The sequence below is a fragment of the Janthinobacterium sp. 35 genome (assembly GCF_002754575.1).
Taxonomy (GTDB): Bacteria; Pseudomonadota; Gammaproteobacteria; order Burkholderiales; family Burkholderiaceae_D; genus Janthinobacterium; species Janthinobacterium tructae.
Genome location: NZ_PEFN01000001.1, coordinates 5752964 through 5766677 on the forward strand (window position 1 = coordinate 5752964; position 13714 = coordinate 5766677).

Annotated in this window: 8 protein-coding genes and 2 tRNA genes; 3 read left to right on the forward strand and 7 right to left on the reverse strand. The window is 62.5% G+C overall.

What is annotated here, in order from left to right:
• The first annotated feature begins 105 nt into the window (after positions 1-105).
• On the forward strand, positions 106-1074 hold the full coding sequence (locus tag CLU93_RS25620; protein WP_180287945.1) for an AraC family transcriptional regulator: 969 nt from the start codon (positions 106-108) through the stop codon (positions 1072-1074).
• Here the strand turns inward: CLU93_RS25620 and CLU93_RS25625 are convergent.
• Positions 1056-4640, reverse strand: coding sequence for a hydantoinase B/oxoprolinase family protein (locus CLU93_RS25625; RefSeq protein ID WP_099763914.1), 3585 nt, complete (start codon positions 4638-4640; stop codon positions 1056-1058). The two genes, CLU93_RS25620 and CLU93_RS25625, sit on opposite strands and share 19 nt — an antisense overlap.
• Positions 4641-4772: 132 nt before the next feature.
• On the opposite strand from CLU93_RS25625, the gene CLU93_RS25630 reads away from it, so the two are divergent.
• On the forward strand, positions 4773-6317 hold the full coding sequence (locus tag CLU93_RS25630) for an NAD(P)H-hydrate dehydratase (protein WP_099763915.1): 1545 nt from the start codon (positions 4773-4775) through the stop codon (positions 6315-6317).
• Between the two features lie 119 nt (positions 6318-6436).
• On the opposite strand, the gene CLU93_RS25635 is transcribed toward CLU93_RS25630, so the two are convergent.
• The gene (locus tag CLU93_RS25635; RefSeq protein ID WP_373629866.1) at positions 6437-7198 is read right to left on the reverse strand and encodes an ABC transporter ATP-binding protein; all 762 of its coding nucleotides are present in this window, start codon (positions 7196-7198) and stop codon (positions 6437-6439) included.
• Between CLU93_RS25635 and CLU93_RS25640 the strand changes: the two genes are divergently transcribed.
• Positions 7197-7886: an arylesterase gene (locus tag CLU93_RS25640; RefSeq protein ID WP_099763916.1), complete on the forward strand. Its 690-nt coding sequence runs from the start codon at positions 7197-7199 to the stop codon at positions 7884-7886. The two genes, CLU93_RS25635 and CLU93_RS25640, sit on opposite strands and share 2 nt — an antisense overlap.
• Before the next feature lie 66 nt (positions 7887-7952).
• Here CLU93_RS25640 and CLU93_RS25645 read toward each other — a convergent pair whose 3' ends face one another.
• The 5 genes from CLU93_RS25645 to lon all read right to left on the reverse strand — a co-directional run bounded on the left by CLU93_RS25645 (position 7953) and on the right by lon (position 13473).
• On the reverse strand, positions 7953-9878 hold the full coding sequence (locus CLU93_RS25645; RefSeq protein WP_180287946.1) for a SurA N-terminal domain-containing protein: 1926 nt from the start codon (positions 9876-9878) through the stop codon (positions 7953-7955).
• A 410-nt stretch (positions 9879-10288) separates the two neighbouring features.
• Positions 10289-10365 (reverse strand) — tRNA-Asp (locus tag CLU93_RS25650).
• A gap of 17 nt (positions 10366-10382) precedes the next feature.
• Positions 10383-10459: transfer RNA gene (locus tag CLU93_RS25655), tRNA-Asp, on the reverse strand.
• 125 nt (positions 10460-10584) lie between these two features.
• Complete coding sequence (locus CLU93_RS25660) at positions 10585-10857, reverse strand: HU family DNA-binding protein (protein WP_010398442.1); 273 nt, start codon at positions 10855-10857, stop codon at positions 10585-10587.
• A gap of 204 nt (positions 10858-11061) precedes the next feature.
• Positions 11062-13473 carry an endopeptidase La gene (gene lon / locus CLU93_RS25665; protein ID WP_099763918.1) on the reverse strand — a complete coding sequence of 804 codons (2412 nt, stop codon included), beginning with the start codon at positions 13471-13473 and terminating at the stop codon, positions 11062-11064.
• Positions 13474-13714 lie beyond the last annotated feature (241 nt).

The following is a 13714-nucleotide window of genomic DNA, read 5'->3' on the forward strand; positions in this document are numbered from 1 at the left end:
GAAGCCCGCCAGCCGTTACCGCGATCCTGCAAGACCTTTGCACGATCCTCCAAATCTGCGTAAGATCAAGCCCTGCCCTTCCCTACCTGACGCATACTGGCCCACATGTCCACCCTGTCCACACAGATCCCCCCGCAAGACGAAATCGCCGCCCTGATCAGCCGCCACGCGCCGCGCAACGGCGACTACGCGACGGCCATCGGCAACCTGACGTTTCACCGCCAGGCCTCGGTCACGGAATCGCTGTTCCATGCGGCGCGCCCCAGCGTGGCCATCATCGCGCAGGGCGCGAAGGACGTCACATTGGGAAGCGAAACCTTCCATTACAGCCGCATGCAGTATCTGCTGACTTCCGTCGACCTGCCCGTGCAGGTGCGCGTGGCGCAAGCGAGCGAAGAACAACCGCATTTATGCGTGGTGCTGGGCATCGACATCGCCGACGTGGCGGCGCTGCTCGACAGTGAAAGCAGCAGCGGCGCAGCTGGCAGCGCGCAGCAGAAAATCCTGCCCGCCACGCGCGGCATATCCGTCAGCGACGTCTCGCCCGAGCTGCTCGATGCCATGCTGCGTCTCGTGCGCCTGCTGGACAAACCGGGGGAAATCGCCGCGCTGGCGCCATTGATCCGCCGCGAGCTGACCTACCGCCTGCTCAACGGCCCCGTCGGCGCGCGCCTGCGCCACATGGCGCTGGCCAGCAGCCAGTCGCACCAGGTGGGGCAAGCCATCGACTGGATCAAGCACCATTACGCGCAGCCGCTGCGCATCGAGCACCTGGCCGGCATGGCGAACATGAGCATGTCGTCGCTGCACCACCATTTCAAGGCAATTACCGCCATGACACCGATGCAGTACCAGAAGCTGCTGCGCCTGCAGGAAGCGCGGCGCTTGATGCTGGTCGAGCAGATCGACGCCGGCACGGCCGGCTACCGCGTCGGCTACGCCAGCGAATCGCAGTTCAGCCGCGAATACAGCCGCCAGTTCGGCCGCGCACCCATGCGCGACGTGGGCCAGGTGCGCGCGCAACTGAGCGGCGCCAATGCCAGTGCTGACAGGGCCTATTCCGGCTTGCCGTAGCCGCCGCCGCCCGGCGTCTCGATGACGAACACGTCACCCGCCAGCATGCCGGTCTTGCCGATATGCGCCAGGTGCTCCACCGTGCCGTCCACCCGCTCGACGTAATTGCGTCCCAGCGCGCCCGGCGCGCCGCCAGCCATGCCGAAAGGCGGATGGATACGGTTGTTAGACAGGATCGCCGCCGTCATCGGTTCAAGAAAGCGCACCCGGCGCACGCCACCATTGCCGCCGTGCCAGCGCCCCACGCCACCCGAGCCGGCGCGGATGCTGTAGCTGTCCAGCCGCACAGGGAAGCGCCATTCCAGAATTTCCGGGTCCGTCAGGCGCGAATTGGTCATGTTCGTCTGCACCACATCCGTGCCGTCGAAACCGGGACCGGCGCCCGAGCCGCCCGATATCGTCTCGTAATACTGGTACTTTTCGCTGCCAAACGTGAAATTGTTCATCGTCCCCTGCGACGCGGCCATCGCCCCCAGCGCGCCATACAGGGCGTTCGTGATGCAGGTCGAGGTTTCCACATTGCCCGAGACGACGGAGGCCGGATACTGCGGATTGAGCATGGAGCCGGGCGGGATGATGACGGTCAACGGCTTCAGGCAGCCCGCGTTGAGCGGAATATCGTCGTCGACCAGGGTGCGGAACACGTACAGCACGGCCGCCATGCAGACGGCGGACGGCGCATTGAAATTGTTCGGCAGCTGGCTTGAGGTCCCCGTAAAGTCGATCACGGCACTGCGCGCCGCGACGTCGACCCTGATCGCCGCCTGGATGCGCGCGCCGTTGTCCAGATCCAGCGCATAGCTGCCATCCTTCAAAGTGGTGATGACCCTGCGCACGGCTTCCTCGGCGTTGTCCTGCACATGGCCCATGTAGGCTTGCACGACCGGCAAACCGAAATGCGCGACCATCTTGTGCAGTTCCTCGGCCCCCTTCTGGTTGGCCGCCACCTGGGCGCGCAGATCGGCCAAATTCTGCTGCGGGTTACGCGCCGGCCAGCTGGCGCCCGCCAGCAGGGCCAGGGTTGCGTCTTCGCGCATCACGCCCGTGGCGCCGTCGACCAGCTTGAAATTGTCGATCAATACGCCCTCTTGCTCGATGCGCGTGGAGTCGGGCGGCATCGAGCCCGGTGTCGTACCGCCGATATCAGCATGGTGACCGCGCGAGCCGACATAAAACAGGATGGCCTCGCCCCTGTCATCGAAGACGGGCGAAATGACCGTCACGTCGGGCAAATGCGTGCCGCCGTGATACGGATCGTTCAGCATGAAGACGTCGCCGGGCCGCATGGCGCCCGCGTTGCGCGTCATGACGGTACGGATGCTCTCGCCCATGGAGCCCAGGTGCACGGGCATATGCGGCGCATTCGCGATCAAATGACCTTGTGCGTCAAAGATGGCGCAGCTGAAATCGAGCCGCTCCTTGATGTTGACGGAATGGGCCGTATTTTGCAGGCGCAGGCCCATTTGCTCGGCAATCGACATGAAGAGGTTATTGAAAATTTCCAGCATCACGGGGTCGGCGCCCGTCGCTGTTGGCAAACCCTTGGCGTGCCGCTTGGGCAAGGCGACGACCCTGCGCAAGATCAAATGCCCGTGCGCCGTCACGTCGGCACGCCAGCCCGGTTCGATGACGGTGGTGGCGTTGGCATCGCTGACGATGGCCGGTCCATCGATGGCGTCGCCAGGACGCAGACTGTCTGCCCCATACAGGCCGCTGTCGCGCCAGGCGCCGGCGCAGTACATGGCCACCGTCGCCAATGGCGCCAGCGCGCCGGCGCGCGGCGCATGGACCGGCGTGGCCACTGCCGGCGCATCGGACGCGCCGATGGCTTCCACGGAAATGGCTTCGACGATCAAGGCGCGCGCCGGCATCAAAAAGGAAAAGCGCTTTTTGTATGCCGCCTCGAACTGCGCCTGCATGCCCGTCAGCGTATCGAACAGCACGACGAGGGCCGTATCCGTGCCTTCATAGCGCAGATGCACGCGCGACACCAGCGCGATGCGGCCTAGCTGCACGCCCTGGCGCAGCAAGTCGCCCCGCGCCAGCTCGCCCAGTTGCGCGAATTCGCCCGCCAGGTCCTTGCCCAGTGCCGCCTCGATGGCCTGTTCGCGCATGGCGCTCTGGTCGGCCAGGCCCATGCCGTAGGCCGACATCACGCCCGCCAGGCCGTGGATGAAGACGGTGCGCATGCCCAGCGCGTCGGCCACCAGGCAGGCGTGCTGGCCGCCCGCACCGCCAAAGCTGGTGAGCGTGTATTCGGTAACGTCGTGACCGCGCTGCACGGAAATCTGCTTGATGGCGTTGGCCATGTTCCCTACGGCGATGGCGACATAGCCTTCGGCCACCTGTTCCGGCGTGCTATCTACCGTACGGGCCAGCGCTGCGAACTGGGCGCGCACGGTGGCCGCGTCCAGCGCCTCATCGGCGTCGGGGCCGAAGACGCGGGGAAAGAAGGCCGGCTGCAGCTTGCCCAGCATGACGTTGCAGTCGGTGACGGCCAGCGGGCCGCCGCGCCGGTAGCTGGCGGGGCCGGGGTTGGCGCCAGCGCTGTCCGGCCCCACCTTGTAGCGGGCGCCGTCGAAGTGCAGGATGGAGCCGCCGCCGGCGGCCACCGTGTGAATGCTCATCATGGGCGCGCGCATGCGCACGCCGGCGATCTGCGTCTCGAACACGCGTTCGAATTCGCCCGCGTAATGCGACACGTCCGTCGAAGTGCCGCCCATGTCGAAGCCGATGACTTTATCGAAACCGGCCAGCGCGCTGGCGCGCACCATGCCGACGATGCCGCCCGCAGGGCCGGACAGGATGCTGTCCTTGCCCTGGAAGGCGCGCGCATCGGTCAAGCCGCCGTTCGACTGCATGAATTGCAGGTGCACGCCGGGCAGCTCCATCGCCAGCTGGTCGACATAGCGGCGCAGAATCGGCGACAGATAGGCGTCGACCACCGTGGTGTCACCGCGCGCCACCAGCTTCATCATGGGGCTGACCTCGTGCGACACGGACACTTGCGTAAAACCGGCCTCGCGCGCCAGCTGCGCCACCCGCGCCTCGTGCGCGTGGTAGCGGTAGCCATGCATCAGCACGACGGCGATGGCGCGCACGCCGCGCGCATAAGCCTGTTCCAGCGCGGCGCATGCGGCTACTTCATCGAGCGGCGTGACCACCTCGCCGTGGGCACCCAGGCGTTCATCGATTTCGATCACGTCGCCGTATAGCAGTTCCGGCAAGATGATCTGGCGCGCGAACAGCTGCGGGCGGTTCTGGTAGGCGATGCGCAAGGCGTCGCGAAAACCGCGCGTGATGGCCAGCACGGTCGGTTCGCCCTTGCGTTCGAGCAGCGCATTGGTGGCCACCGTCGTGCCCATCTTGATGGCGCCCACCTGTTCCACGGGCAGCGGCGCGCCAGCGGCAAGGCCCATCAGCCGGCGCATGCCAGCCAGCGCCGCGTCGCGGTACTGGCCCGGGTTTTCCGACAGCAGTTTATGCGTGGCCAGGCTGCCGTCGGGACGGCGCGCCACGATGTCCGTAAAGGTGCCGCCCCGGTCGATCCAGAATTGCCAATCCATCGTCCTGCCCCCGTACTTATGTGAGATGGCTATTGTAGCCGCCAAACAGGGGGGCGTTTCAGGCGTGTGCGCCTTGCCTTTCACCCGGTTCGGCCTTATGTTGAAGGCATGCTGACTAACGGAACACGCTCCATGCCCCTGATCGACTCTGCAACACCGCTGTATTCCATCGCCGAACTGCGCGCCATCGAACAAGCCGCCATGCGCGACCTGCCGCAAGGGCTGCTGATGCAGCGCGCGGGCCAGGCTGCCGCCAGTGCCGCCTTGAAGCTGCTGCACGCCCATGAAGACGGCGACGACGCGGGCCACCGGCGCGTACTGGTGCTGGCCGGCCCTGGCGACAACGGCGGCGATGCGCTGGAAGCGGCCGCGCACCTGGCCGCCAGTGGCACCGAGGTGCTGATATGGCTGGCGCCCGAGGCACAAGCCACCTCGCCCGAGCGCGAACAGGCCCTGAGCCGCGCCCGCAACAGCGCCGCGCGCCTGATGGAAGCGGCAACGTCCACGGCGTCGGCGGCGGTGGGCGCGGCGCCGTGGCACCTGGTCATCGACGGCCTGTTCGGTATCGGCGCGTCGCGCCCCCTGGACGGCGAATGCCGCGACATGGCGCAGCTGGTCAACAATCTGGCATGCCCCGTGCTGGCGCTCGACGTGCCCAGCGGCCTGCACGCGGACACGGGCGCCATCGACGGCGTGGCCATCCGCGCCACACAGACGCTCACCTTCATCGGCGACAAACCGGGCCTGCACACGGCGAATGGCCGCGACTATGCGGGCGAAGTGGAAGTGGCCGCGCTGGCCATCGATCCCTCCCTGCTGCCGCCTGCCAAGGCGCAGCTGGGCGGCCTGCACCTGTTCGCCCGCCAGTTGCAGCCACGCCAGCAAAACACGCACAAGGGCAGCTACGGCAGCGTCGCCATCATCGGCGGCGCGCACGGCATGGCGGGCGCGCCCATCCTGGCGGCGCGCACGGCCCTGCATGCGGGCGCGGGGCGAGTGTATATCGCCTTTCCCGACACGCCGCCCGCGTTTGACAGCGGCCAGCCGGAGCTGATGTGCCGCCGCGCCCAGGACGTGGATTTCTCGGGCCTGCACTTTGCCGCCCTGGTGGCGGGGCCAGGCCTGGGCGACGACGGCGATACGGTGGAACTGCTGCAGCGCACGTTCGAGAGCGACAGCCCGCTGCTGCTCGACGCCGATGCGCTGAACCTGATGGCGGCCGAGCCGGAACTGCAATCGGCGCTGGCCGTGCGCACGGGCGCGGGCGCGACGATCTTGACGCCGCACCCGCTGGAAGCGGCACGCCTGCTCGACATGACGGTGGCCGAGGTGCAAGCCGACCGCCTGGGCGCGGCGCGCCAGCTGGCGGCGCAGCTGGGCGTCATCGTCGTATTGAAAGGGTCGGGCACGGTGATCGCCGCGCAGGATGGCAGCGTGGTGGTCAACAACACGGGCGGCCCCGCGCTGGCGACGGCCGGCACGGGCGACGTACTGTCCGGCCTGTGCGGCAGCCTGCTGGCGCAGGGCTGGCCCGAATGGGAAGCGGCGCTCGGCGCCGTCTGGCTGCATGGGGCAGCCGCCGATGCGCTGGTGGCGGCAGGCAGCGGCCCCATCGGCCTGACGGCCGGGGAACTGATCCCGGCCATCCGCAAGCTGATCAATGCGTTGTCGGCATAAGCGTATGGCGTGGGTGTGTTGGATTACACTGCGCTAATCCAACCTACACCTCGGAGGTCTGGTAGGTCGGGTAGGTCGGATTAGCGCGCAGCGCGTAATCCGACAAACACCAGCAGCAATCACACCAGCCTGCCCGCCGCAATCGTAATTGTTCGCCCGCAGCGGGCCGCAATGGAACTGTCATGCGTGACCAGCACCAGGGTCGAGCCCCGTTCGCGGTTCAGCTCGAACATCAGCTGGATCACGGCCTCGCCCGTGGCCGCATCCAGGCTGCCCGTCGGCTCGTCGGCGAACAGCAGCGGCGGTTGCGTCACAAAGGCGCGCGCCAGGGCCACGCGCTGCTGCTCGCCGCCGGACAGGTATTTGGGATAATGCTTCAGCCGGCTGCCCAGGTTGACTCTGCCCAGCATGGCTTGCGCCTTTTCCTTCGCGTCAGGATCGCCGCGCAATTCCAGCGGCAGCATGACGTTTTCCAGCGCCGTCAGGTGGGCCAGCAGCTGGAAGGACTGGAACACGAAACCAAGCTTTTCCTTGCGAAAACCGGCGCGGCCGTCTTCATCGAGGGCGAAGATATCGGTGCCATCGAGGATGACCTTGCCCTCGCTGGGCGTGTCCAGGCCGGCCAGCAAGCCCAGCAAGGTGGACTTGCCGGAACCGGAGGCGCCGACGATGGCCAGCGTCTCGGCCGTTTGCACGGTAAAATCGACTTGATGCAGGATGGTCAGCTCACCATCGGCATCGGGTACGCGCTTGGCCAGCTGGACCACTTCGATGGCCGGCCGGGCATTTTGGCTGTTTTGACTGTTGAGTGCGGCGGGCCGCTGGGCCGCAGCGTCTGATGGGAGAAAACTGGTGGAAGTCGCTTTAGGGAATTCGGGCATGCTGATCTATCTTAAAAAAATTCGTGAACAAATGAGTGTCAAGGACAGCAGCCGCATGCGGCGGCGCACGCTGTCCCTGCTTCCTGCGGCAGCCCTGCTGCTGGTGTCAGGCATGACGAACGCCTATTCTGCACCAAAAACGCTGCTGGTGCTCGGCGATAGTCTCTCGGCCGAATATGGCCTAGCGCGGGGCACGGGCTGGGTGGCGCTGCTGGAACAGCGGCTGGCCGCGCAAAAGAACGACACGCGCATCGTCAACGCCAGCATCAGCGGCGAGACCACCAGCGGCGGCCGCGCGCGCCTGCCCGCCCTGCTGACGAAGCACCAGCCCGACGTCGTGCTGATCGAACTGGGCGCCAACGACGGCTTGCGCGGCTTGCCCGTGGCAGCCGCCGAAGCGAATCTGCGCGCCATGGGTGAGGCCGCCAAAAAATCGGGCGCGCAGGTGGTGCTGGTGGGCATGCGCATGCCACCGAACTATGGCCGCGCCTATGGGGAGCAGTTTTACGGCGTGTACGGCAAGCTGGCGAAGGAATGGAAGGCGCCGCTGGTGCCCTTCATGTTCGAAGGCATCGCCGACCAGCCGCAGCTGTTCCAGGCCGACCGCATGCACCCGAATGCGCAAGCGCATCCGACGATTTTGAAAAATATCTGGCCGCAACTGGCGCCGTTGCTGAAAGCCAAGTAAGCCAGCCAATGTGGCAGACAAAAAAATAGCCGCTCAAAAGCGGCTATTTTTATGGGCTAAAACTAATTACGGTGCTTCTGGCGCTGCGGCGGCCGGGGCGGTGACCGGCTTGACGATCTTCACCTTGGCTTTGGCTTTCAGGTATTCGACGTAATCGAACATTTCCTGTTGTGCCAGGATGCCGCTGATCTGGTCTTTCTCTTGCTGGCGGCGCGCTGCATCCACTTGCGCCGGCTGTTGCACCTTGCCGATGCGGTAGATGCCGTAGCCCAGGGCTGGCAAGTCCACGCCCACGTAGGCTGGCAGCTTGCTCGTGTCAGCTTTCATGACTTGCGCGATGGCGGCGCGGTTGATGCCGTCGAGCTTGCTGCGCGACACCCATTGTGCGGCGCCGAAACCGGTCGCATCACCGGAAGCTTTCAAGGCGGCCAGCTTGGTTTCGCCGGCTTTCTTCGCCAGCTTTTCCGCTTCTTCCATCGTCACGCGCTGACGGATCATCGCTTCGACTTCAGCCAGCGGACGCTTGCTGGCTGGCTTGAATTCCACTACGCGGCCAGCGATCAGCACGTTCGGTGCAACGGTAACGGCTTCCGTGTTGCGCTTGTCTTTCAGCGAATCGTTCGAGAAGATGGCGGTCAGGAACTTGGCGTTGTTGAACGGCGCCTTGCCCAGTGCTGGCGACGGCGTGCGCGACAGGTTGGCGACGCTTTCCACTTTCAGTTTCAGCTTGTCGGCCACCGGTTTCAGGCTGTCCGATTGGTCATACACAGTCTCGGTAAAGACGGTAGCCATTTCCGAATACTTCTTGGCGGCAAATTGCTTGCGCAAGTCGGCCGTGATTTCGCCACGTACTTCGTCCAGCGCTTTCACGTGCTGTGGCTTGAGCGAGGTGACGGTCAGGATGTGGTAGCCGAAATCGGAAGCGACGACATCGCTGATTTCGCCTTGCTTGAGTTTGCTTACCGCGCTCAGCAGTGGTGCCGGCAAGCCATCCTTGCCAATCACGCCCAGGTCGCCGCCCTGTTCGGCGGAAGCCGGGTCTTCCGACTTGGCCTTGGCCACGGCGGCAAAGCTGGTTGGCGTTTTGCGCACGTCAGCCAGGATGGCTTCAGCCTTGGCCTTGGAGGCTGCCTTGTCGGCGGCCGAGGCGTCTTTCTTGACGGCTACGAGGATGTGGCTGGCCTGGCGCGCTTCTGGCGTCGTATAGGCTTTCTGGTTCTTCGCGTAGTAGCCGGTGACGTCGGCCTCGGTGACGTCGACTTGTTCGCCGGCAGCGCTGTCGTCCAGCACGACGTATTCGATTTTGGCTTGTTCCGGAATTTCGAAGAACTTGCTGTTCTTGTCATAGAAAGCCTTGATCATGGCGTCCGTCACTTTGACTTCCGACACGTACTGGGCGATCGGCAGCAGCAGTTCCTGCACTTCACGCTCTTCCGAGGTGATGTCGGACAGGCGCTTGGAGACAGTGCTCGGCGCGAAGGCGGTGCCTTGCACGGCGCCAGCCAGTTGCTGCAGGGCCATATCGCTGCGACGGCGCGCATCGTACATTTGCGGCGTCATGCCTTGCGCGGCCAGCATGGCCTTGTAGCGTTCCAGGTCGAATTTACCGTCCGGCAAGGTCAGGCCTGGGATTTCCAGCACTTCCTTTTGCAGTACGGCATCGCTGATGACCAGGTGGCTGCGGCCCACTTCGGCAGCCACGGCGCGCTCGGCGATCAGGTTGTCGAGGATGCTCTGGCGCGCTTCCGGCGTGTCGAACATTTTCTGGTCGAACTGCTCGCCCATCATCTGGCGGTAGCGGTCGATCTGCTGGCGTTGCGCTTCTTCATATTGCTGCTGCGTAACGACCTGGTCGCCGACCTTGGCGATGGTGTTCGCTTCATCGCCGAAGCTTTGGTAGCCGCTGATACCGACCAGTGCAAAAGACGGGACGATGACCAGCATCAAGAGAAACTGCATCAAGCGTCGATGGGTACGAATAAATTCAAACATGGTCAGCCAATTCGGGATGAGTGGATCACTATAAAAAAAGGCGAACATGCGTTCGCCTTGATTTCTTCGGCGGAATGGACGGGACAGATGTCCACTTCCCCTTTAGATTCAACAACTTGGCGCTGGAACTAAAGCAGGATTCTGACGCCCAAGCCATTATCTCCTGATTCTACAATGCCCATAGCGCTATAGCAAGAGTAAATCAGGGCGCGCGCCCTGCCCTGGCGCCGCGCAGACGGCAAGGCGCCGGGCTCGCGCATTTAACCGGACGCAGCTTAAGGCGGATTTAAACGCAGGTGTTTTTATTCAAAACGGCAGGACGGGATTTTAAAAGCAGGCGCGCCGAGATAATCTGGCGCTGAAAAAGAAAAACCCGCGCTACTTATTCAGCAGCGCGGGCTTCTATATTCTGGCGGAGCGGACGGGACTCGAACCCGCGACCCCCGACGTGACAGGCCGGTATTCTAACCAACTGAACTACCACTCCTTAAGAGCGTATTTTTTTGGCGGAGCGGACGGGACTCGAACCCGCGACCTCCGACGTGACAGGCCGGCATTCTAACCAACTGAACTACCACTCCGAAAAATACACAGTACTACTTTCATTTGCATCCAGGCTTGCCGTTCGAAGAACTTCAACCCTGAAATCGCGGCACCCGAAAGCGCCGCCAAATGTTTCCGGTGATTGTCACCTCACCGAAGTCCGTTAGTTTACAGCATCCTTCAAAGCTTTACCAGCTTTAAATTTTGGAACTTTTGCTGCTTCGATCGTGATCGCTTCTTTCGTACGCGGATTGCGGCCGGTACGCTCAGCGCGTTCGCTGACCGAGAAAGTGCCAAAACCAACCAGCGTTACGCTGTCGTTGTTTTTCAAAGTTTCCGTCACGCCGCCGATAACAGCGTCGAGTGCGCGCGCAGCGGCGGCTTTGGAAATGTCAGCTTTTTCAGCAATGTGGTCGATCAATTCAGTCTTGTTCACTAGCATCCCCAATTACAAAGGTATAAAACGATTACCGTATCGTTGCGGCACTTTTGGCACCACAGCTGTCCGGCGAAAAAAATGTGCAGGCGTATTAAACAAGCCACACTGTATATGTGTCAAGCGCTTTGGGGGCGCAATTCACGTTTCAATATAAAACAAGCGCTCTAAAAGCGCTTGTTTGGGGAAAACAGGGGTAAAACGTTAGTGTTTTACCACCTCGCCAGCCGCGTCAGGCTTGGCCGCAGCGGCCGTGACAGCCTCCACTGCAGCGACTTCGACCAAGGGTTCCGGCATGCGCTCGAGGGCGATTTCCAGCACTTTATCGATCCAGCGCACGGGCACGATCTCCAGCTTGTTCTTGACGTTGTCCGGAATTTCGGCCAGGTCTTTCACATTCTGCTCTGGAATCAGGACCGTCTTGATGCCGCCGCGATGGGCCGCCAGCAGCTTTTCTTTCAGGCCGCCGATCGGCAACACTTCGCCGCGCAAGGTGATCTCGCCCGTCATCGCCACGTCGGCACGCACGGGGATGCCCGTGTAGACCGATACCATCGCCACCGTCATGGCCGCGCCAGCCGAAGGACCGTCCTTCGGTGTCGCGCCTTCCGGCACGTGGATGTGGATGTCGCTCTTCTCGAACACGTCCGCCTTGATGCCCAAGCGCTGTGCCCGGCTGCGCACCACCGTGCGGGCGGCCTCGATCGACTCTTTCATGACGTCGCCCAAGGTACCGGTGCGGATGATGCCGCCTTTGCCCGGCATCGACACGGCTTCGATGGTCAGCAGATCGCCGCCCACTTCCGTCCATGCCAGACCGACCACCTGGCCTACCTGGTTTTCTTTCTCTGCGACACCGAAATCATAGCGGCGCACACCGAGGAATTTATCCAGGTTCTTCGAGTTGACGATGACTTTCTTGTCGGATTTCTTCAGCAGCAGCATCTTCACTACCTTGCGGCAGATCTTCGACACTTCACGCTCGAGCGAACGCACACCGGCTTCCCGCGTGTAGTAGCGGATGATGTCGCGTAGGGCCGACTCGGCCACCGAGATTTCCTCTTCCTTCAAGCCATTGTTCTTGATCTGCTTCGGCAGCAGATAGCGCTGCGCGATGCTGGTCTTTTCATCTTCCGTGTAACCGGACAGACGGATCACTTCCATGCGGTCAAGCAAGGCTGGCGGAATATTGTACGAGTTCGACGTGGCCACGAACATCACGTCGGACAAGTCGAAATCGACTTCGATGTAATGGTCGGAGAACGTGTGGTTCTGTTCCGGATCGAGCACTTCCAGCAGGGCCGACGAAGGATCGCCACGGAAATCGGCGCCCATCTTGTCGACTTCATCGAGCAGGAACAGAGGATTGCGCACGCCGACTTTCGACAGCGATTGCAGAATCTTGCCCGGCATCGAGCCGATGTAGGTGCGGCGGTGGCCGCGGATCTCGGCTTCGTCGCGCACGCCGCCCAGGGCCATGCGCACGAACTTGCGGTTCGTGGCGCGGGCGATGGACTGGCCCAGCGAGGTCTTGCCGACGCCAGGAGGACCGACGAAGCACAGGATAGGCGCTTTGAGCTTGTCGACGCGCTGTTGCACCGCGAGGTATTCCAGGATGCGTTCCTTGACCTTGTCGAGGCCGTAGTGGTCGCCCTCGAGCACTTTTTCCGCATTCGCCAGGTCGTTATTGACCTTGGATTTCTTTTTCCAAGGCAAGTTGACCAGGGTGTCGATGTAGTTGCGCACGACGGTGGCTTCGGCCGACATCGGCGACATCAGCTTGAGCTTTTTCAGCTCGTTGGTAGCCTTGTCGAGCGCTTCCTTCGGCATTTTGGCCGAAGCGACTTTTTTCTCCAGCTCGTCGAGGTCGGCACCATCTTCGCCCTCGCCCAGCTCTTTCTGAATCGCCTTGACTTGCTCGTTCAGGTAGTACTCGCGCTGCGATTTTTCCATCTGGCGCTTGACGCGACCACGGATGCGTTTTTCCACTTGCAGGATGTCGAGCTCGCCTTCGAGTTGACCCAGCAGGTGTTCGAGGCGCTTGGCCACGCTGAAAATTTCCAGGATGACTTGTTTTTGCTCCAGCTTCAGGGGCAGATGCGCGGCCACCGTGTCGGCCAGGCGGCCGGCATCGTCGATGCCCGACAGGGACGCGAGGATTTCCGGTGGAATCTTTTTGTTCAGTTTGACGTACTGGTCGAACTGCTGCACGATCGCGCGGCGCATGGCTTCGACTTCCGACTCGTCGCCCGGCTCGGACTCGAGCGGCGTCAGGTCGGCGATGAAGTGCGTCGGCGCATCGCTGATGTGGTTGATACGGGCACGCTGCGCGCCTTCGACCAGCACCTTGACGGTGCCATCGGGCAGCTTCAGCATTTGCAGAATATTGGCGACACAGCCAATTTCATAGATATCCGAAGGGGACGGCTCGTCCTTCGCGGCTGCTTTTTGAGCGGCAAGCATGATGCTCTTGCCCTGCTCCATCGCAGCTTCCAGCGCCTTGATCGACTTTGGACGGCCAACGAACAGCGGTATCACCATATGCGGGAAAACGACGACATCCCGCAACGGCAATAACGGCAGTTGAGTTTGCTCAGTTAATTTGGAAGTTGTCATGGCGTACCTTATAGAAAGCGTGTTTACGATGTTGGCGCTCGCTGCCAAAACACAAGACCGGCGAGAATAAATAATTCTGTGAAACAAACATAAAGTCTATTTCGCAAAACACACCCGCATGACTGTAACAAATGCAGTTTTAACAGTAAAAAAGCCACACGCAGCTAAGCGCCGCGAGTGGCTTTACGATTGAAGCCTGCACTCATTGATTTAAATTGTACTGCCATGCATTAAGGAATCA

What these genes read in the sequence shown, in the direction of transcription:
- CLU93_RS25645 (WP_180287946.1), bottom strand. Translation starts at nt 9,878, where the DNA reads ATGTTTGAATTTATTCGTACCCATCGACGCTTGATGCAGTTTCTCTTG.
- CLU93_RS25640 (WP_099763916.1), top strand. Translation starts at nt 7,197, where the DNA reads ATGCTGATCTATCTTAAAAAAATTCGTGAACAAATGAGTGTCAAGGAC.
- CLU93_RS25625 (WP_099763914.1), bottom strand. Translation starts at nt 4,640, where the DNA reads ATGGATTGGCAATTCTGGATCGACCGGGGCGGCACCTTTACGGACATC.
- CLU93_RS25635 (WP_373629866.1), bottom strand. Translation starts at nt 7,198, where the DNA reads ATGCCCGAATTCCCTAAAGCGACTTCCACCAGTTTTCTCCCATCAGAC.
- CLU93_RS25630 (WP_099763915.1), top strand. Translation starts at nt 4,773, where the DNA reads ATGCCCCTGATCGACTCTGCAACACCGCTGTATTCCATCGCCGAACTG.
- lon (WP_099763918.1), bottom strand. Translation starts at nt 13,473, where the DNA reads ATGACAACTTCCAAATTAACTGAGCAAACTCAACTGCCGTTATTGCCG.
- CLU93_RS25620 (WP_180287945.1), top strand. Translation starts at nt 106, where the DNA reads ATGTCCACCCTGTCCACACAGATCCCCCCGCAAGACGAAATCGCCGCC.